The 18,892-nt window shown below is 71.0% G+C and carries 21 protein-coding genes; 7 read left to right on the top strand and 14 right to left on the bottom strand.

Going from position 1 to position 18,892, the window contains the following annotated elements; all coding sequences use genetic code 11:
• Positions 1 to 6: 6 nt before the first annotated feature.
• The 9 genes from fliF to DEJ06_RS12620 form a co-directional block, all read right to left on the bottom strand.
• Complete coding sequence (fliF, locus tag DEJ06_RS12660) at positions 7 to 1,677, bottom strand: flagellar basal-body MS-ring/collar protein FliF (protein ID WP_111039527.1); 1,671 nt, start codon at positions 1,675 to 1,677, stop codon at positions 7 to 9.
• On the bottom strand, positions 1,677 to 2,018 hold the full coding sequence (fliE, locus tag DEJ06_RS12655) for a flagellar hook-basal body complex protein FliE (protein WP_071244597.1): 342 nt from the start codon (positions 2,016 to 2,018) through the stop codon (positions 1,677 to 1,679). Before fliE ends, fliF begins: the two co-directional genes overlap by 1 nt.
• Positions 2,018 to 2,413 carry a flagellar basal body rod protein FlgC gene (locus tag DEJ06_RS12650; RefSeq protein ID WP_017886136.1) on the bottom strand — a complete coding sequence of 132 codons (396 nt, stop codon included), beginning with the start codon at positions 2,411 to 2,413 and terminating at the stop codon, positions 2,018 to 2,020. The genes fliE and DEJ06_RS12650 overlap by 1 nt, the downstream gene beginning before the upstream one ends.
• Positions 2,410 to 2,754: a flagellar basal body protein gene (locus DEJ06_RS12645; protein WP_111039526.1), complete on the bottom strand. Its 345-nt coding sequence runs from the start codon at positions 2,752 to 2,754 to the stop codon at positions 2,410 to 2,412. Before DEJ06_RS12645 ends, DEJ06_RS12650 begins: the two co-directional genes overlap by 4 nt.
• 235 nt (positions 2,755 to 2,989) lie before the next feature.
• The gene (locus DEJ06_RS12640) at positions 2,990 to 3,316 is read right to left on the bottom strand and encodes a hypothetical protein (RefSeq protein ID WP_111039525.1); all 327 of its coding nucleotides are present in this window, start codon (positions 3,314 to 3,316) and stop codon (positions 2,990 to 2,992) included.
• Complete coding sequence (gene fliS / locus DEJ06_RS12635) at positions 3,306 to 3,779, bottom strand: flagellar export chaperone FliS (protein ID WP_111039524.1); 474 nt, start codon at positions 3,777 to 3,779, stop codon at positions 3,306 to 3,308. The genes DEJ06_RS12640 and fliS overlap by 11 nt, the downstream gene beginning before the upstream one ends.
• Positions 3,780 to 3,790: 11 nt before the next feature.
• On the bottom strand, positions 3,791 to 5,179 hold the full coding sequence (gene fliD, locus DEJ06_RS12630; RefSeq protein ID WP_258372491.1) for a flagellar filament capping protein FliD: 1,389 nt from the start codon (positions 5,177 to 5,179) through the stop codon (positions 3,791 to 3,793).
• A 103-nt stretch (positions 5,180 to 5,282) separates the two neighbouring features.
• Positions 5,283 to 6,122 carry a flagellin gene (locus tag DEJ06_RS12625; RefSeq protein ID WP_071403929.1) on the bottom strand — a complete coding sequence of 280 codons (840 nt, stop codon included), beginning with the start codon at positions 6,120 to 6,122 and terminating at the stop codon, positions 5,283 to 5,285.
• Positions 6,123 to 6,240: 118 nt separating this feature from the next.
• A complete protein-coding gene (locus DEJ06_RS12620) occupies positions 6,241 to 7,056 on the bottom strand; it encodes a sigma-70 family RNA polymerase sigma factor (protein WP_111030012.1) in 816 nt (271 codons plus the stop codon).
• A 443-nt stretch (positions 7,057 to 7,499) separates the two neighbouring features.
• Between DEJ06_RS12620 and DEJ06_RS12615 the strand changes: the two genes are divergently transcribed.
• From DEJ06_RS12615 to DEJ06_RS12595, 5 genes are all read left to right on the top strand, one after another.
• Positions 7,500 to 7,985, top strand: coding sequence for a flagellar protein FlgN (locus DEJ06_RS12615; RefSeq protein WP_071403931.1), 486 nt, complete (start codon positions 7,500 to 7,502; stop codon positions 7,983 to 7,985).
• A gap of 4 nt (positions 7,986 to 7,989) precedes the next feature.
• Entirely contained in the window at positions 7,990 to 9,411 is a 1,422-nt protein-coding gene (flgK, locus tag DEJ06_RS12610; protein ID WP_111039523.1) for a flagellar hook-associated protein FlgK, read from the top strand.
• A gap of 2 nt (positions 9,412 to 9,413) precedes the next feature.
• A complete protein-coding gene (locus DEJ06_RS12605) occupies positions 9,414 to 10,295 on the top strand; it encodes a flagellin (RefSeq protein WP_111039522.1) in 882 nt (293 codons plus the stop codon).
• Positions 10,292 to 10,660, top strand: a complete 369-nt coding sequence (gene fliW, locus DEJ06_RS12600) for a flagellar assembly protein FliW (RefSeq protein WP_111039521.1) — start codon at positions 10,292 to 10,294, stop codon at positions 10,658 to 10,660. Before DEJ06_RS12605 ends, fliW begins: the two co-directional genes overlap by 4 nt.
• A 267-nt stretch (positions 10,661 to 10,927) precedes the next feature.
• On the top strand, positions 10,928 to 11,890 hold the full coding sequence (locus tag DEJ06_RS12595; RefSeq protein WP_111039520.1) for a hypothetical protein: 963 nt from the start codon (positions 10,928 to 10,930) through the stop codon (positions 11,888 to 11,890).
• A gap of 17 nt (positions 11,891 to 11,907) precedes the next feature.
• Here the strand turns inward: DEJ06_RS12595 and DEJ06_RS12590 are convergent, their stop codons facing one another.
• Positions 11,908 to 12,555 carry a hypothetical protein gene (locus DEJ06_RS12590; protein ID WP_111039519.1) on the bottom strand — a complete coding sequence of 216 codons (648 nt, stop codon included), beginning with the start codon at positions 12,553 to 12,555 and terminating at the stop codon, positions 11,908 to 11,910.
• Between the two features lie 38 nt (positions 12,556 to 12,593).
• Here DEJ06_RS12590 and DEJ06_RS12585 point away from each other — a divergent pair, with 38 nt between their 5' ends.
• Positions 12,594 to 13,466 carry a hypothetical protein gene (locus tag DEJ06_RS12585; protein ID WP_181436840.1) on the top strand — a complete coding sequence of 291 codons (873 nt, stop codon included), beginning with the start codon at positions 12,594 to 12,596 and terminating at the stop codon, positions 13,464 to 13,466.
• A gap of 100 nt (positions 13,467 to 13,566) precedes the next feature.
• On the opposite strand, the gene DEJ06_RS12580 is transcribed toward DEJ06_RS12585, so the two are convergent.
• Positions 13,567 to 14,535 (bottom strand): beta-ketoacyl-ACP synthase III, encoded by a 969-nt coding sequence (locus DEJ06_RS12580; protein ID WP_111022822.1) that lies wholly within the window; start codon positions 14,533 to 14,535, stop codon positions 13,567 to 13,569.
• A gap of 69 nt (positions 14,536 to 14,604) precedes the next feature.
• Complete coding sequence (locus tag DEJ06_RS12575; RefSeq protein WP_110863841.1) at positions 14,605 to 15,012, bottom strand: ChaB family protein; 408 nt, start codon at positions 15,010 to 15,012, stop codon at positions 14,605 to 14,607.
• Positions 15,013 to 15,111: 99 nt separating this feature from the next.
• On the opposite strand from DEJ06_RS12575, the gene DEJ06_RS12570 reads away from it, so the two are divergent.
• Positions 15,112 to 16,083: an aldo/keto reductase gene (locus tag DEJ06_RS12570; RefSeq protein WP_071403939.1), complete on the top strand. Its 972-nt coding sequence runs from the start codon at positions 15,112 to 15,114 to the stop codon at positions 16,081 to 16,083.
• Between the two features lie 163 nt (positions 16,084 to 16,246).
• On the opposite strand, the gene DEJ06_RS12565 is transcribed toward DEJ06_RS12570, so the two are convergent.
• The gene (locus DEJ06_RS12565; RefSeq protein ID WP_111030006.1) at positions 16,247 to 17,521 is read right to left on the bottom strand and encodes an ammonium transporter; all 1,275 of its coding nucleotides are present in this window, start codon (positions 17,519 to 17,521) and stop codon (positions 16,247 to 16,249) included.
• 211 nt (positions 17,522 to 17,732) lie between these two features.
• Entirely contained in the window at positions 17,733 to 18,755 is a 1,023-nt protein-coding gene (zapE, locus tag DEJ06_RS12560; protein ID WP_111039518.1) for a cell division protein ZapE, read from the bottom strand.
• Positions 18,756 to 18,892 lie beyond the last annotated feature (137 nt).

Raw genomic sequence — 18,892 nt, 5'->3', positions numbered from 1 at the left:
GCGCGCTCACACCGGTGCCCGGTCGTCCAGGAGCCCGCGCAGGAGCTCGGCGGTGCGCTTCGGGTCGCGCTCGGCCAGGGCGGAGATGTCCTGACGGCGGCGCTCGGCGGTGATCTCCTCGGTCGTCAGCACCTCGGTGGGGGCGTCGCCGGCGGGCATCGCCGACAGCACGGCGGTCGGCGCGTCACCGGCACCGAGCGTGGCCCGGTCGTCGACGCCGTCCATCGCGAGGGGCAGCTGGAACGTCTCACCGGCGAAGGCGTCGAGCTCGCCGAGGTCGACGGCCTCGCGCTCCTGCTTCCGGTTGCGGCGGGCGACGAAGAACATGATCGCGATGACGGCGAGGACGATGCCGATCACGATGCCCGCGGTGCGGATCGACGACCACAGTGCTTCCTGCTGGTCGGCCTTCTGCTGGGCCTCGAGGGCCTTCGCGGCCTGGTCGGAGGCGCTCGTGTCGAAGTCCATCATCGCGACCTTGACCTGGTCGCCACGGTTCTGGTCGACCCCCGCGGCGGCGGACACCAGGTCGTTGATGCTCTGCAGGTTCGCGTTCTGCACGGCGTCGGCCTTCGAGTTCAGCGCGACCGAGATGGTCTGCCGGTCGAGCCCGCCCGAGGGGATCTGCGTGGTCTCCGTGGTGTGGTCGACGGCGTTGTTCTTCGTCGCCGACTCGTTCTTGTACCCGTCGTCGCCGGCGCCGCTCGTCGCGGTGCCGTTCGGGACGGCGATGTTGTCCGGACCGAGGACCCCCGTCGCGCCGCTCCCCGCGCCGGAGCCGGCGCCGTACTCCTCGGTGGTGCTCGACTCGTTCAGTGCGACCGGACCCGAGGTCGGGCTCGTGTAGCTCTCGGACGTCCGGGTGCCGGACTCCTGGTTCATCGTCCCGGACACCACGACGGTCGCGTTGCCGACGCCGAGCGTCGTGTCGAGCAGGTCCTGGATCTTCTTGCTCGTCGCCGCGTCGTAGTCGGCGGCCTGGTCCGCGCCGCTCCCGGTCGCACCGGTGCCGACGGCGGACAGGGTCTGGCCCTTCGCGTCGACGACCGAGACGTCGGTGGGCTGCATGCCCTCGACCGAGGCGCTCGTCAGGTGCACGATGGCCTGCACCTGGTCGGTGCTGAGCTGCGTGCCGTTCTCGGTCGCGATGAACACCGACGCGGTCGGGTCCTTCTCCTCGGAGACGAACACCGACTTCTCCGGGATCGCGAGCTGCACGGTGGCGGTCTGCACGCCGTCCATCGCGCCGATGGTCTTGGCGAGCTCGCCCTCCATCGCGCGCTTGTAGGTGACGTCCTGCTGGAACTCCGAGCTCGTCACGCCCATCTTGTCGAGCAGCGAGTAGCCACCCTCGTTCGACGACGGCAGGCCGTTCGACGCCGCCTTGAGCCGCTCCGAGTACACCTGCGCCTGCGGCACGAGGATCGTCGCGCCGCCGTCGGTGAGCTGGAACGGCACACCGTCGGTCTGCAGCTGGTCCGTGATGGAGCTCGCGTCGGCCGCGGCGAGCCCGGTGAAGAGCGGCGCGTAGGACGCCTTGCCGAGCCAGGACGCGAGGGCGATCCCACCGAGCACGAGCGCCGCGATCGCCAGGATCGCGATGGTGCGCTGGGCGGCGGAGAAGCCCTTCACGTAGGCGCTGAGGCGCGCGAAGACGTTCTTGACGGCGACGGGCATCAGGCCTGCATCCTCATGATCTCGTTGAAGGCGTCGACGCCCTTGTTGCGGACGGCGGAGACGAGCTCGAGCGTGACCTGCGCGCGGGTGGCGGCGATCGTGGCGTCGTGGATGTCGTCGAGGTTGCCGGTCACGGCCTTGAGCGCCAGGGTCTTCGAGTCGCTCTGCAGCGACTGCAGCCCGTCGACGGCGTTGCCGAGGCTCGCGGCGAAGCCGCTGCCGTCGGTCGTCGCCCCGGCGGCAGCGGTGGCGTTCGTGCTGTCGCTGGACGTCCCCGACACACTCGTCAGGGCGTTCGTCATCGCGTTGGTGGTCACACCGTTCACGGCGTCGATGGGCATCAGTTCTTCCCGATCTGCAGTGCCGCCTCGTAGGCGGTCTTGGCACGGTCGACCACGGCGGCGTTCGCCTGGTAGCCGCGCTGGGCCATGATGAGGTCCGCCATCTGCGTGCCGAGGTCGATGTCGGGCATGCGGACGTAGCCCTCCTCGTTCGCGAGCGGGTTGTCCGGGTCGTAGGTCACACGGCCGGCGGCGCTGCCGAACGCAGCGCCCTTGACGTAGGCGCCGGAGACGCCGGCACCCTCCTGCACCTCGACGTAGCGCGCCTGGAACGCGGTGTCGTCCATCGACTTCACGGTGTTCGCGTTGGCGATGTTGTCCGAGACGGCGTCGAGCCACTTCCGGTGCACGGTCAGGCCGGTGCTCGCGATGCCGATCGCGTCGAAGGTCGTCACGAGTTCGTCCGCATCGCCGCACGGACGCTGGTGAGCTCGGAGTTCATCGCCTGCGTGGCGAACTGGTACCGCAGCACGGTGTCGATGTTCGACAGCGTCTCCTCGTCGAGGTTGACGTTGTTGCCGTTCGTGTTCGTCGGCTCGAGGCTGCGCGCGATCGTCGGCGTGGTGGCGCCGTCGCCGTCCACGATCGACTTCGCCAGGGCGTCCTCGAACTGCACCTTCTCGGCGTGGTAGTTCGTCGTGTTGATGTTCGCGATGTTGTTCGCGATCACCTTCTGGCGCATCGACAGGCCGTCGAGTGCGCTCTGCAGCGCGACGCTCGTCACGGAATCGAACACGGGGGTCCCCTCGTCAGGCGTCGTCGGTGCGACGTCGCCGTGCGGTGGTGGCCGATCCCTGGCCGAACTGGTGAGCGATCCGTGCTCGTTTGGCGCTATCGGAGCCCGTCGTCCGCCGCGTTAGGCGTCGCCCCGAACGGGGGGCGGTGCGCGGGCGAGGCGGAGCACCCGAGATGCGACAGAGCACCCGTCGATCGACGGGTGCTCTGTCGCAGAACTGGTGCGGGGGCGCGGGTCAGGCGGAAGCGTCGAGGTACACGGAGCCACGGGGCTCGCGCGTGGCGTCGACGGCGCGCAGGGCACCGAGGTGCTCCAGCGTCGAGCGGCGGTCCGCCTCGAGCACCATCATGCGGTCCCGCTGCGCGGCGAGCAGCCGGGAGGCCCGTCCCACCAGGTCACGCGGCAGCGGTCCCAGCCCGGCCGGCTCCGACCACCCGGCCACGGCCGTGGAGTCGGCCGCCTGCCCGGCGGCTTCGTGCTCCAGGGACGTGAGCAGGGCCTCCCATGCGGCTCGTCCGTCGGACGGCTCAGGCGACAGCTCTGCGGACGGCTCAGGCGACACCGAGGGCTCCCCCGGTCGGCTGCTGCGTGGCGGGCGTCGCGGGCAGCGACGCGGCTGCCTCGTGCCACGACTGACGCAGCGGCTCGAGGATCCGGATGCAGTCGCGGGTGGCCTGCACGTCGCGGTGCACGTTCGCCGTGATGAGCGACGTGGAGGCGTAGTTGTAGACGGCGAGCAGGCCCTCGCCGCCGTCCCAGACGTCGATCCGGAGCGTGCTCGAGAGCTCGCCGACGATCGCCTGGGCGTGCAGGAGCTGCTCGCGGGCCGTCTCCCAGTCGGCGGCGACCTGCGCGGCCTCGGCACGGTGCAGGTCGAGCAGCAGCCGGTCGTAGAGCATCGTCACGAGCTGGGCCGGCGTCGCCGACAGCACGGCCTCGTTCGTGTACTGGGCACGACGCTGGTCGGTGACGGTGCGCGGCTGGGCGGCCTGGCGGAAGGCGGCTGCCTGGAAGTCGAAGGTCATGGTCGTTCCCGTCAGCTCGACGTCGATGCGAGCTGGCTGGCGAGCCAGCTCGACTGCGACTGGAGCTTGCTGAGGCTGGTCTCGAGGGATGAGTAGAGGGTCTGCAGCGAGGCCCGGCGCATCGCCAGCCGGTCGGTCCAGCTGTCGATCTGGGTGGTGAGGTCCTTGGCGACGGCCTGCTGCCCGGTGATGGACGTGGTGACCGAGCCGTCGTACTTGTCGGACGCGGCCGTGGCCGCGGCGCCGACGTTCGCGGCGACCCCGGAGAGCATCGCCTGGGTGGCCTTCGGGTCGGTCGCGAGGGCCTTCTGGAAGACCTCGGGGTCGAAGGTGAACGTGCCGTCCTTCGTGATCACGATGCCGATCGTCGACGGGGACTTGCCGTCGACCGGGGCGGACATCGTGCTCGTGAGCCGCTGCACGGCGTCGCGGGACGCACCGTCGCCGAGCAGGACGCCGGCCTTCGTGGTCGTGGTGCCGGACGTCGCGCTGGTCGAGCTCGACACCGCGGTGTTCGTCTTGTAGTAGGCCGCGATCGCGTTCATCGCGTCGACGAGCCCGGAGGCGACGGACTGCGCCTTGGTGGTGTCCTGCGCGATCGTCACGGTGACGGGGTCGGTGGTGGCCTTCGAGACGGTGACGTCGAGCCCGGGGACGAGCCCGGTGAAGGTGTTCGTGGCGCTCGTGACCGTCTGCGCGGCGGCGGTGCCGGCCCAGAGGGTGACGCTGGCGTCGGTCGCCGCGGTGACGACGGCGGCACCGGTCTCGGTGAGGACGTTCGTCGCGGTGCCCGCTGCCACGTCGTCGGCGCCGCCCCGGTACACCTGGAACCCGCCGGCCGCTCCGGTCGTGGCGGACGTGAGCTGCAGGCGGTAGAGCTTGGTGCCGTCGGCGTCGGTGCCCGCGGAGACCTTCGTCGCGGTGACGCCCGCACCGGACTTGTTCAGGGCGGACACGGCGTCGTCGAGCGAGCCGGACGCCGGCGTCACGGTGGTGGACTTCCCGTCCGTGCCGACGATCGTGATCGGCTGCGCACCGGTCGACCACGTCGACATCGCGGCCGTCACCCCGACCTGGCCCGAGGCGGTCGATCCGACGGTGAAGCTGATGGAGCCCGCGGTCGCTCCGGTACCGGTGACGGCGGTGACGCTCGGCGCGGTGCTCGTCGCGGCGAAGAGGTCGAGCGACGAGGCCTTCGCGGCGTCCGCGGCCTTCGTGGCGAGCCCCTGGATCAACCCGTTGAGCGTCTGCAGTGACGAGATGAACGAGTTGGTGGTGGTGAGCTTGTTCTTGAGCAGGGTCTGCGGGACCCCCTCGACGCTCATCAGCGAGTTGATGAGGTCGGTCGTCTTGAGACCGCTGACCAGACCGTCGATCGCGAGGCTGGTGCTCGATGACACGGACGAGGACATCGTCGACACTCCCTGGCGTCGTGGAGGTGGTCAGGACGGCGGCGTCCGCCCTCCGCGCCCGAAGGGGCCCGGAGGACGGACGTCGTGATGGCTAGCGCAGGAGCGAGAGCACGCCCTGGGTGCTCTGGTTCGCCTGCGCGAGCATCGAGGTGCCGGCCTGGCTGAGGATGTTGTCGCGCGTGTACTTGACCATCTCCTCCGCCATGTCGACGTCGGTGATGCGCGAGGAGGCAGCGGTGAGGTTCTCCTTGGCCACGTTCGTCACGTTGATGGCGTGGTCGAAGCGGTTCTGGACTGCACCGATGCTCGAACGGGCGGCGGAGACGTACTTGATCTGCTCGTCGATCGCGGTGATGGCAGCCTGAGCGTTCGTCGCCGAGTCGAAGGTGAGCGCGCCGACCGCGGTCGACACGGACTCCACGTTCGACTTCGACAGGTCCACGTCGATCTGGCTCGCCGCGTCGCCGTTCGCGCCGACCTGGAACTTCAGGACGCCTGCGGCGCCGGCGGAGCCGTCGAGCAGGTTGATGCCGTTGAAGTTGGTCGACGCCGAGATGCGGGTGAGCTCCTTGGTGAGCTCGCCGACCTCGGTGGTGATCGCCGTGCGGGAGTCCGCGTTGTTCGAGTCGTTGCCGGCCTGGACGGCCAGGTCGCGCATGCGCTGGAGGATCGAGTGGGTCTCGGTGAGGCCACCTTCAGCGGTCTGCACGACGGAGATGCCGTCCTGCGCGTTGCGGGCGGCGACCGTGAGGCCACCGACCTGGGACTTCAGCCCCTCGGAGATCGTCAGACCGGACGCGTCGTCGGCAGCACGGTTGATGCGGAGGCCGCTCGAGAGCTTCTCGAGGGACTTCGACAGGTCGTTCTGCGTCGAGTTCAGGTTCCGGTACGTGTTGAGCGCCGAGAGGTTGGTGTTGATGGACATACCCATGGTGGTTTCCTCCGTGAATGTGGGTCGTGCGTCGGCCCGTCCGTGGGCTGACATGGATGACTCTCGACCGGTTGCCGGGAGTCGTTAGGGGATCGGCGGAGAAGTTTCCGCCGACGTCTCAACTCGCCGCGACGGCCGGTCCTGCTGCGGCGTCGTGCACTGCGCGCGCGACACCGGCGGCGGCGTTCGTGGCGACACGGGCGAGGTAGGCGCTGCGGCGGGCCGCGGTGGTGCGGCTCGCGGGCTCGACGGTCGTGCCGTCGCCGTAGTGGGCGGCGAGACCGTCGTGGAGCAGGCGCATCGCCTCGGAGCGCTGCTGCGAGACGGCCGAGTGCGTGATGCCGAGCTCGGCGGCGACGTCGGTGACCGAGCGGTCGCCGAAGTAGACGGCCTCGACGATGAAGCGCATCCGCTCCGGCAGGGCCTCGACCGCGGCGCGGAGGTACCGGCGCTTCTCGGTCTCGAGCAGGTCGTCCCCGGGGAGCGGCAGGTCCGCGGCGACGAGGTCGTGCACGGTCTCGTCGAGCGGCGCGACGGTCCGGGCGGCGTCGCTCATCGCGTCGACGGCGGTCTGCTTGTCGACGCCCATGGCATCGGCGATCTCCTGCGCACCGACGCTCCGGCCGAGGCGCGCGGACAGGGCCTCCTGCGTGGCGAGGGTCTCGCGGATCCGCTTCCGGGTGCCGCGGGACGCCCAGTCGGCCGAGCGCATGTCGTCCGCCAGCGCGCCGGCGATCCGGGTGCGGGCGTAGGCGCCGAACGGCACGCCGAGGGTCGGGTCGAAGGCCTCGGCGGCTGCGACGAGTGCGAGGGACCCGACGGCGGCGAGGTCGTCGCGGTCCAGGTGCGTCGCCCGGGAGCGGACGTCGGCCACGATGTAGCCCACGAGCGGGAGGTGCTCCACGATCATCGCGTTGCGTTCGGTGCGGTCCATGCTGTTCCCCTGGTCGACCTGACGTGTGTCGGCTCACCCGTCCGTGGGCGCGACGGACGCCGGCCTCGGATGGCCGGTGCGTACGCCGAAGACCCGCCCGGGTCCCTCCGAGCGGTGCACCCCGCATCGTTCCCGAGCGGTTCCGGGTGTCCCCCGGGGTGCGTTCTGAATGTATCGGCTGACAATGCGCTGAACAGGTCCACAACCGTCCCCAGTGCGGGGGTGTCAGGCCCCCTTTCCGGTCGGCATTTGGGGGGACTCGGGGTCGGGAACGCTCGTTCTTGTCCCCCGACGGGGGTCATCGGGTCACAGCGTCGACGAGTACGGGTGACGGCACTCGACCGTCGGGGCTTACGGTCGCGGTCACCGAGTCGATAGGTCCCGGTGTCCGCAGGATGACGGACCGGGGGCCACCCCGACGAACCACCACCTGGGAGGAGCTGATGAGCGTGAACGACCTGTCCGCCGTGCTCTGGCGCGAACGCGAGCTGCTCGAACTGCTCACCTTCAAGCTCGAGGAGGAGCAGCTCCTGCTCACCGCGGGCCGCTCCCGCTGGGTGTCGCACGCCAGCCGCGAGGTCGAGCAGGTCCTCGACCGGCTCCGCAGCACCGGTCTCGAACGCGCCGCACAGAGCGCCGAGGTCGCCGAGGAGTGGGGCGTCCCCGCCGACGCTCCCCTGCGCGACGTCGTCGCCGCGGCACCGAACGGGCCGTGGGGCGAGATCCTGTCGTCGCACCTCACCGCGATGGTCGAACTGACCACCCAGATCGGCGCCCTGCGCGACGAGAACGACCGGTTCCTCCGTGCCGCCGCCCAGGCCACCGAGGAGACCCTGGCGGGGACCGTCACCGGTGCCGCCACCTACGACGCCAGTGGCACGTCCGGCGCGGGCCAGGACGGCGCCCGCCTGTTCGAGGGGACGCTGTAGCACCGTGGTCAGCACCTTCGGATCCCTCGCGACCGCGTACTCGGGCCTCGCCGCCGCCCGTGCCGGCATCGACGTCACCGGCCAGAACATCGCGAACGCCGGCACCGCGGGGTACACGCGGCAGCGCGTCACGCAGAACTCGATCCCCGCGACCCAGACCGGGTTCATGCGGGGCACCGCGGCCCTCGCCGGCCAGGGTGTCTCGGTCGACGGCATCGCCCGCCTGGCGTCCCTCACGCTCGACGCCGGCGTCCGCGTCGCCGCCGGTTCGTCCGCCTACGCCGACGCCCGCGCCACGGCGCTCTCCGCCCTCGAGACCGGGTTGCACGAGCCCGGCAAGGACGGCCTGAGCGCCAAGCTCGACGCGTTCTGGTCGTCCTGGAGCGAGCTCGCCAGCCACCCCGACGACCCGGGTGCCGCCAGCGCGGTGCTCGGGGCCGCCGGCACCGTCGTCTCCGCGCTGGCCGCCGGCTCGAAGGCCGTCGACGCGCAGTGGTCCTCGGTGCGCGGCACCCTGACCGGGCAGGTCGCCCAGCTGAACGGCGCCGCGGAGCAGGTCGCCGACCTGAACGGCCGGATCCGCACCGCGCTCGCCTCGGGCGGCACCGCCAACGAGCTGCTCGACCAGCGCGACCAGCTCACGCAGCAGATCGCCACGCTCGCCGGCGGCACCACCCGGACGAACGCCGACGGCACGGTCGACGTGCTCCTCGGCGGCAACCCGCTCGTGCAGGGCACCGACGCCCGCTCGGTCGCCCTCGGCGGCGGCGAGCGTCTCGCCGACGGCACCGCCGTCACCCTGACCTGGACCACCGGCACGGCCGGGGCCGTCGGGCTGAGCGGCGGCTCCATCGGCGGCGCCCTCGCGGTCCTCGCGCCGGCGTCCGGCACCGGTACCGGCGGCGCACTCGCCGAAGCGTCCGCGTCCTACGACGCCGTGGCCACGCGACTCGCCACCACCGTGAACGCCCTGCACGCCGCCGGGACCACCCCGGCCGGCACCACCGGCGCACCCTTCTTCTCCCTGGCGGCCGGCGTCCCCGCCGCCCAGGCACTCGGCGTCGTCCCCACGGACGCCAGTGGACTGGCGACGCGGAACGCGGCGGGGGAACTCGACGACTCGTTCGCCGACGCGCTCGCGCGACTCGGGGCGTCGTCGGACGGTGCCGACCAGGTCTGGGCGACGTTCGTGGCGGGGGTGGGCACCGCCTCCAGGTCGGCGACGTCGGAATCCACGATGACCGGACTCGCGCTCACCAACGCACGCACCCAGCAGCAGTCGAGCGCCGGCGTCGACCTCGACGAGGAGAACGTCAACCTGCTGAGCTACCAGCACGCGTACCAGGGCGCGGCGCGCGTCCTGACCGCGGTCGACGAGATGCTCGACACCATCATCAACCGCGTCGGACTCGTCGGGAGGGGCTGATCGTGATCACCCGTGTGACCACCCAGATGTCGATGGCGGCTGCGTCGGCCCGGCTGCAGGCCGGTGCCGCGCGGGTCGCCGAGCTCACCGACCAGGCCACGACGCTGCGTGCGATCCAGAAGCCCTCGGACGACCCGGTCGGCACCGCGTCGTCGATGCAGGTGCGCAAGGAGCAGGCCGCCGCGGCGCAGTACTCGCGGAACGCGAACGACGCCGCGGCCTGGCTCGCGACGACCGACAGTGCACTGTCGAGCGTCTACTCGGTGCTCAACAACGTGCGCGACCTCACCGTGCAGGCCGCGAACTCCGGCACCATGAGCGACACGAACCGCGACGCCTTCGTCACGCAGTTCCGGTCGCTCAAGGCCGACCTCGAGGCCCGTGCCAACACCACCTACGGCACCCGCTCGGTGTTCGCGGGATCGTCGACCGCCGCTGCTGCCTACGACCCGGCCACGGGCTGGGCGGCCGCCGGCACCGACGTGTCCCGGCGGATCGGGGACGGCACGACCGTGCGCGTCGACACCGCCGGCACCGCGGTCTTCGGGGCCGGCGACGACTCGGTGTTCGCGGTGATCGACTCCATCGTCAACGACCTGCAGAACGGGGTGAACGTGAACGCTCGGATCAACGACGTGGACGGCGCACTCGGGACCGTCCGCGGCGCCCAGGCCGACGTCGGCATCCGGCACGCCGCCGCGCTCACGGCGCAGGACTCGCTGAAGTCCGCGACCGTCTCGCTCGAGAGCCGTCGCGCCGACATCGAGGACGTCGACCTCGCCAAGGCCGTCCTCGACCTGCAGGTGCAGCAGACCAACTACCAGGCAGCCCTCGCCGTCACCGCGAAGGTCCTGCAGCCGACCCTGATGGACTACCTCCGATGAGCATCTCCCTGACCTTCGCCGTCCCGCCGTTCGGGCTCGCCCCCGCCGCGGCCTTCGAGCTGTCGCCGGTCGACGGCGCCGAGGGGCTGTTCACGCTCGTCGGCGACGACGCACGGCTGTTCCTGCTCGACGCCGCGGTGCACCTGCCGTCGTACGCGCCGGAGCTCACCGACGAGCAGGCCGCCGGGCTCGGGCTGACCGACCCCGCGGACGCGATGCTGCTGGTCGTCGCGAACCCCGGCGCGTCCGGCACCACGGTCAACCTGCTCGCGCCGATCGTCGTGAACGCCCGGACGGCCGTGGGCGCGCAGGTCATCCTCGAGGCGCAGGACCTGCCGCTGCGGGCGGAGCTCGCGCGGGTGTAGCGCGGGCGGGCGGGCTGGCGCGGGCGCGGGCTCCGGGCTGGTCGACGCGGAACGACACCGTGGACGTCGTACGACATCGGTGCTGTCGCACCCCCGCACTTGCAACTGTTGCGCACGCGTGACAGCGACAGAGTCGCCGTCGTACGACATCGACATCGTCGCAAGTTGCGTCCGCCTCATCCCTCCACAGCCTGGAGGCCCGGCTCGTCATCCACAGATCGGCCCACCGCCGCCCCGTGGTCGGGCCCGGCGATCGATGGTTGATCCATGGACGACCGCGCACGCACCATCCCCCTCATCCGCACCACCGGCAAGCCAAGCGCCGAACGCCGGGCCCTGCAACGCCGGGTCCGTCGGGGCGAGTTGGTCGCAGTACGTCCGGGGGTCCTGGTCTCCCCGTCGTCGGTCGTCGGACTCCGGCCCGAGGACCACCTGTTGCTCCTGGTGCGCGCGACCGCGCCGATGATCCACGCACCGAGGGCGTTCGCGCGCTCCGCAGCGGCCGCCGTGCACGGACTGCCCTTCGTCCATGCCCCGCCGTCGAAACTCGACGTCGTCGATCCGCGCCGCGAACGCTCCGACACGTCCGCACACCTCCGGCTCCACCCCGGACCGCTCGTCCACGCGCCGACGACGGACTCACGGTGGACTGACTTGCCCGCGACCACGCCCGCCGACATCGACGGAGCGCCCGTCACGTCGTTGGCACGGACCCTCGTCGACATCGCGGGGTCGTCCACCCTCGAGTTCGCGTTGCCGATGATCGACCAGGCACTCCACGACCGGCGTCTCCTGCCCGAGATCCTGCTCGACGAACTCGCCACGACGGCACCCGCGGGTCACGACAAGGCGGGGATCGCGGTGGGGATGGGGTCGGCGCTGTCGGGGTCACCGGCGGAGTCGGTGTGCCGGGTGCGGTTCCGGGAGCTCGGTGTGCCGGAGCCGGTGCAGCAGCACGTGTTCGCCCGGGCCGGATCGGCCACGGCGATCGTGGACTTCTGGTTCCCCGACCAAGGCGTCGTGGTCGAGGTCGACGGCCGCGCGAAGTACGAGGACCCGGCGCTGCTCGACGGGCGATCCACCGCGGACGCGCACTGGCGCGAGAAGCGGCGTGAGGACTTCATCCGGTCGTTCCCCGAGGTCCGCGCGGTCGTGCGGCTCTCGTGGGCCGACCTGATGCAGCCCGACCGGGTGCGGGCTGCCCTGCGGCGTGCTGGTGTCCCGTGCTGAGGCTGCGTGTTCGACGATCAGCGCGGACGACGCGGCGCATCCGGGTGGTACGTGCGCTGACGCTCGATCCGCGGCCGACCGGAGGACGCCCCGATGTCCACTGCCCCACCGACCACGACCTCGCCGAGCCCCACGCGCACCCCACGGACCGGCCCGGTGCCCTTGACCACGCCGCCGCGGTGGTCCGGGTCGGGTTCGCGGTGGTCGCCGCCGTCCTCGAGCTCGACGTCACGCACGGACACCTGACCGAGCACCTGCGCGCCCACACCGATCCGCGCCGGCCCCTCGACGAGACACCCGGCCGTCAGGCGAGCCCGACCACCGATCACGACGTCGGACCCGTCCGCGACGACGGTGACGGGGCCCGGGCCGAGTTCGGCGCCCTCCCCGATGTGCACGGTCGCCGCAGACGCCACGACGGTCACCGGTCCGGGGCCCAGGCGGGCACCGGTAGCCAGCGTGATCGCCCCACCGTGACGGGTCTCGAGCGTCGTGGACGGGTACAGCACCACGCCAGGCAGGACCGACACGCCCACCCCGATCAGGACGGACGCCGGATCGAGCGCCCGGACCTCGGGCGCGAGGGCGATGACCTGTGCGACGGGCAGGAACCCGGCTGCACGACGGGCATCGTCGAGGGCTCGCTGCGCGGGGTCGGTGTCCATCCAGCGAGCCTCTCACGTGTGCGGCGTACGGTGATCGCATGGCCCGCGCCCCGAAGGACCAGTCGATCGTGCCCCTGCCGACCGCACCGGTCTCCCCCACCACGTCCGACCCCCGAACGCAGCAGGTCCGGCCCACGGGCTGGGCGAAGTGGCTCGATCGGGTCATCAGTGTGCAGCGTCCCGTCGTGGTCGCGCACGTCAACGCGATCCGTCGCCGCAAGCCCGACGCGACCCCCGCCGAGGTGATCCAGATCCTTGAGCGGCAGTATCTGGCAGCGGTGACGACCGGCGGTGCCGCGGTCGGTGCGAGCGCGGTGATCCCCGGCGTCGGGATGGCCGCTGCGCTCGGACTGAGCGGCGCCGAGACGGTCGGGTTCCTCGAGACAACCGCGCTGTTCGCACAGTCGGTGACCGAGGTGCACGGCATCGCGCTGGACGACCCGGAGCGCGCCCGCACCCTGGTGATGGCGATGATCCTCGGCGCACCGGGCACGCAGCTCATCAAGCAGCTCGCCGCCCAGGCTGCCGGCGGGCAGGCCCGGACGGCGTTCTGGGGCGAGATGGTGACGTCCTCGCTGCCGAAGCAGGTCGTCAACGGCATCGGTGGACAGGTCCGCGACCAGTTCATCAAGCGCTTCGCCATCCGGCAGGGCGGTTCCGTCCTCGGCCGCGCGCTGCCGTTCGGCATCGGAGCGGCGGTCGGCGGTCTGGGGAACCACGCCCTGGGCCGCAAGGTGATCCAGGCGTCGCGGACGGGGTTCGGCATGCCGCCGGCGGAGTTCCCGATCGTGCTGACCGTCACACCGACTGCCGAGAAGACCCGGCGTGCCCTGCCGTGGAAGCGCGGCGCGGGCAAGGACCAGGACCTCTGGACCGAGCCGGGGCAGGACGACCCCCGCTCGAAGCGATGAACCCTTGCGCGAAGCGCTGAACCAGCGTCCGAAGCGCTGACGCAGAACGGCCCGGGCACGCTGCCCGGGCCGTCCCTGTGTCTGTGTCGAATTCCGTGTCCTAGAAGGACCGCACCGGTGTCGTCACGACCTGCCCGGCGTGGGCGAACCCGCCACCGAACCCGAACAGCAGGGCCGGCACCCCCTCCGGGAGGTCGCCGCGCTCCCAGGCCTTCGACAGGCCGAGCGGCACACTGGCGGCCGAGGTGTTCCCGGACTCGACGACGTCCCGGATGACGAACTTCGATTCCCCACCGAGCGCGGTGACGAGCGGCTCGATGATCCGCAGGTTCGCCTGGTGGAACGCGAACACCTCGATGTCGTCCATCGTGAGTCCGGCGGCCTCGACGACCTTGCGGGCGTGCCCCTCGGCCTCGGTGATGGCCCACCGGTAGATCGAGCGACCCTCCTGGTTGAAGCGCCCCGGCGAGCCCTCCACACGCACGGCGTCGAGCAGGTGCGGCACGCTCCCCCACGACACCGGGCCGATCTCGGGCGTCTCGGCGACCCCGAGCACGGCGGCACCGGCCCCGTCACCGACGAGCACGCACGTCGACCGGTCGGTCCAGTCGGCGATGCCGGACAGCACCTCGGACCCGATGACGAGCGCGACGTCGGCCGAACCGGTGCGGATGGACTGGTCGGCGAGCCCGAGCGCGTACTCGAAGCCGCTGCACGCGGTGTTGATGTCGATCGGCGCCGGGCCGTTCGTCATGCCCAGTGCAGCGGCGACGCGGCCTGCCGTGTACGGGGCGCGGTCCTGGTGGGTGGTGGAGGCGACGATGACGAGTCCGACGGCCGAGGGCGACACCCCGGCGTCGGCGAGGGCACGGCGCCCAGCCTCGATGGCCATCGACGTGACGGTGTCGTCGGGACCGGCGATCCGACGCGTCTGGATCCCGGTGCGGGTGCGGATCCACTCGTCGTTCGTGTCGACCATCGTCGAGAGCTCGTCGTTGGTCAGGACGCGTTCGGGCTGGTGGTGTCCGAACCCGAGGATCCGGCTGCCGCGGAGTGCTGGGATGTTCATCGTCGGCACGTTACCCCCTCACCCCACCGCCGCATGCCGAGCGGGGCATGGACGGCACGCCACCCACGGTCACTTCCGCGCAGCAGCGGTCGCGCGGTCGTTCGCCTTGCCGATCGCCTCGACCAGCTCGTCCTTCGTCATCTTCGAGCGGCCGCTGACGTCGAGCCGCTTCGCGACGTCCATGAGGTGCGCCTTCGAGGCGTTCGCGTCGACACCGCCCTCGGTCTTCCCGGATGAGCCCGAGCCAGCACCACGCGAACCGGCGGCACCGGAGTCGGACGGCCCGGAGGACTCCTTCTCCTCCCAGTGGTCGCCGACCTTCTCGTACTCGTGCTTCACGGCGGCGAACGCCGTGCGGTGTGCCCGCTCACCCGGGCCGTACGTCTCGTTCGCCGAGTCCAGTGTCTTCTCGAAGATCTCCTGCGCGTGCTCCGGGGACCGCTGCAGGGTGCTGGGGATCTCGTCCTTGGCTGGCATGGCTGCTCCTCTCGGGTGGTCCACCCTGACTACTCCCCACCACTCGACCGGTACTCCCAGGGCCTGGCGCCACCAGCGCGTCACGAGTAGACCCGTTTCATGGACTACACACACCTCGGTCGCACCGGTCTGTCCGTCTCCCGCGCCGTGCTCGGCACGATGAACTTCGGCCCGGAGACCAGCGAGGACGACTCGCACGCGATCATGGACCGGGCCCACGAGCTCGGCGTCAACTTCTTCGACACCGCCAACGGCTACGGCGGCTCGGTGGGCAAGGGTGCCACCGAGGAGATCATCGGACGGTGGTTCGCCAAGGGAGGCGGACGCCGCGAGAAGACGGTCCTCGCCACCAAGGTCTACGGCGAGATGACCGACTGGCCGAACGGCGGCAAGCTCAGCGCCCTGAACATCCGGCAGTCGCTCGACGCGAGCCTGCAGCGGCTGCAGACCGACCACATCGACCTGTACCAGTTCCACCACGTCGACCGTGCAACGCCGTGGGACGAGATCTGGCAGGCGATCGACGTCGCCGTGCAGCAGGGCAAGGTCCTGTACGTCGGCTCGTCGAACTTCGCCGGGTGGCACATCGCCCAGGCGCAGGAGGCAGCGAAGCGCCGGAACACCTTCGGCCTGGTCAGCGAGCAGTCGATCTACAACCTCGTGGTCCGCGACGTCGAGCGCGAGGTCCTGCCCGCCGCCCGCGCGTACGGCCTCGGCGTGATCCCCTGGTCGCCGCTGCAGGGCGGCCTGCTCGGCGGCGTCATCGAGAAGACCGAGAACGGCTCCCGCCGTCTGTCCGGCCGCAGCGCCGAGTACGTCGACGCGCACCGCGACCAGCTGCAGTCGTACGAGTCGTTCGCGAAGGAGCTCGGCCACACGCCCGGCGAGCTGGCCCTCGCCTGGCTGCTGCACCAGCCCGGCGTCACCGCGCCGATCACAGGCCCCCGCACGATGGAGCAGTGGGAGTCCGCGGTCCGCGCCGTCGACATCCGCCTCGACCAGCGTGCGCTGGACCGTCTCGACGAGATCTTCCCGGGGCACGAGACCTCGCCGGAGGACTACGCGTGGTGAGCTGAGCCCGGAAAGCAGGGCACAGCCGGGAGGCGCGGTGCGGGTCGGACCCGCACCGCGCCTCCCGTCCGTGGTCACGTCGAGAACGCGACCAACGCAACGACGACGGGCCCCGCGCTGCTGTGTGCGCGGGGCCCGTCGTCGTGCGGGTGGTGCCTGGTGACTAGCGGACGCTGACCGGGCTGTCGTCGGTCTGCTCGTAGAGGACGTAGCCCTCTTCGCCGTGGACCGCGGTGTCGATGCCGGCGACCTCGTCCTCGGTCTTGACGCGGAAGCCCATCGTCTTCTCGATGATCCAGCCGATGACGAAGGCCAGGACGAACGAGTACGCGCCGACGGCGCCCGCTGCGGCCGCCTGCTTGCCGAGCTGCTCGAACGAGCCGGAGTAGATCAGGCCGGTGTCGTTGGCGAAGAAGCCGAGGAACAGCGTGCCGAAGATGCCGCCGACCAGGTGGACGCCGACCACGTCGAGCGAGTCGTCGAAGCCGAGACGGTACTTCCAGTCGATCGCGAAGCAGCAGACGATGCCGGCGAGGAAGCCGAGGAGGATGCCCCAGCCCGGGGTCAGCGCGGCACAGGCTGGGGTGATCGCGACGAGGCCGGTGACGGCGCCCGATGCGGCACCGACGGAGGTGGCCTTGCCGTCCTTGAGCTTCTCGATGAGCAGCCAGCCGAGGATGGCGGCGGCCGGGGCGGCGAGGGTGTTCACCCAGGCGATCGCGGCGATGCCGTCAGCAGCGCCCTCGGAGCCGGCGTTGAAGCCGAACCAGCCGAACCACAGGATGGCGGCACCGAGCAGGACGAAGGGCGGGTTGTGCGGCTTGTGCGCACCCTTGGCGAAGCCCACGCGCTTGCCGAGCACGATCGCCAGGGCGAGACCCGCTGCACCGGCGTTGATGTGCACCGCGGTGCCACCGGCGAAGTCGATGACGCCCCACGTGGCGGCCCAACCCGAGGTCAGGTTGAAGACCCACGAGGCGACCGGGAAGTAGACGACCGTGACCCAGACGCCGGCGAAGACCATCCACGCGCCGAACTTGGCGCGGTCGGCGATGGCGCCGGAGATGAGCGCGACGGTGATGATCGCGAACGTCGCCTGGAAGCCGACGAAGGCCATCGACGGGTACGCCGCCTGGATGTTCGAGGACTGCGCTTCCTCGAAGGCCTGGCCGAGGCCGATCTGGTTCCAGTCGATGCTGAAGAACCCGACCACGCCGGAGACCGCCGTGCCGTCGCCGTGGTTGGCGAAGGCGATCGCGTAGCCGTAGACCACCCAGAGCACGCTCACGAGCGCGATCGCACCGAACGACATCATCATCATGGAGATGACGGACTTGGCCTTCACCAAGCCGCCGTAGAAGAAGGCCAGGCCGGGTGTCATGAACAACACCAGCGCAGCCATCACCAACACGAACGTCGTGTTGCCCTGATCAAGCATCTGCTCACCTCTCGATTGCACGAGCGGCTCTTGGACCGCCTCGGGTGTCACAGAGTCTGGCGAGGCGAGGTTTCACGAGGGAGCACGAACTGTTTCGCGGATGTAACGCGACCGCGCCGTTTGTAAACGTCGTGTTTCCAGCGGCCCGATGTCCCCTGCGCGAGGGGCAGGAGACCGCCGTGGACAGATCGGTCCGGACGGCGAGCGACGCTCAGGCGCGGGTGAGCGCCACCACGCGGGACGCGGCGCGCAGGTACTTCTTGCGGTACCCGCCCTCGAGCATCACGTCGGGGTACACCTGGTCGAGCGGGGTGCCCGAGGCGACGATGCGCACCTGCGCGTCGTACAGCCGGTCCACCAGGGCGACCCAGCGCAGCGCGTCGGTCTGGTCGGTGAACGCCCGGACGTCGGTGAGCCCGACGGCGTCGAGGTCCTCGACCAGCGCGACGTACTTCGACGGGTGCACGGAACCCAGGTGCGCGACCACCGCACCGAAGTCGTCGAGCGTCACGGAGCCGGACGGCAGCGCGGCGGGCACGTCGGACACCACCTGCGCCGACTCGTCCACGGCACGTCGGCGGTAGTCGAGGCCGTCGATGCGCATGGTGTCGAACCTGTCCGACATCGCCTGGATCTCGCGCAGGAAGTCCTGCGCGGCGAAGCGTCCCTCGCCCAGGGCTCCCGGGGGCGTGTTCGACGTCGCGGCGAAGCGGGTGCCGGTCTCGGTCAGTTCCTTGATGAGCCGGGTCATCACCATCGTGTCGCCCGGGTCGTCGAGCTCGAACTCGTCGATGCACACCAGTGCGGTGCCGCGGAGCAGGTCGACGGTCCCCTGGAACCCCAGGGCGCCCACGAGCGCGGTGTACTCGATGAAGGTGCCGAACGTCTTCCGGCCGGTGGCCGCGTGGTAGGCGGCTGCGAGCAGGTGGGTCTTGCCGACACCGAACCCGCCGTCCAGGTACACGCCGGACTTCGCCGCCGGCTCCGCCGCCTGCTTCCGACGCCCGAACAGCCCGCGACGCGGGGCCTCGGTGGGACCGGCGGCCTCGAACGCGGCGACGGCATCGCGGACCGAGGCCTGCGAGTCGTAGTCCGGGTCCGGCCGGTACGAGTCGAACGACGCGTCCGTGAACTGCGGCGGGGGCACGAGCGCCGCAGCCATCTGCTGCGGCGTCACCTGGGGATCACGGTCGACGAGGTGAGCGGGCAATCGGGGAACCCTTCCGGGAAGCATGTCGTGGGGTGTCACGTTGCGTCAGGAGCACGGTACGTCCGCGTACCGTTGCCCACAGGCACCGACGCCCGATCCTAGTCCGGCGCCGGCAGCACGCACCCGGGCACCAAGCCCGCCCCTGTCTCTTATACACACCT

Source organism: Curtobacterium sp. MCLR17_051 (assembly GCF_003234395.1).
Lineage (GTDB): Bacteria > Actinomycetota > Actinomycetes > Actinomycetales > Microbacteriaceae > Curtobacterium > Curtobacterium flaccumfaciens.
This window is presented reverse-complemented; position numbering and strand designations above follow the sequence as displayed.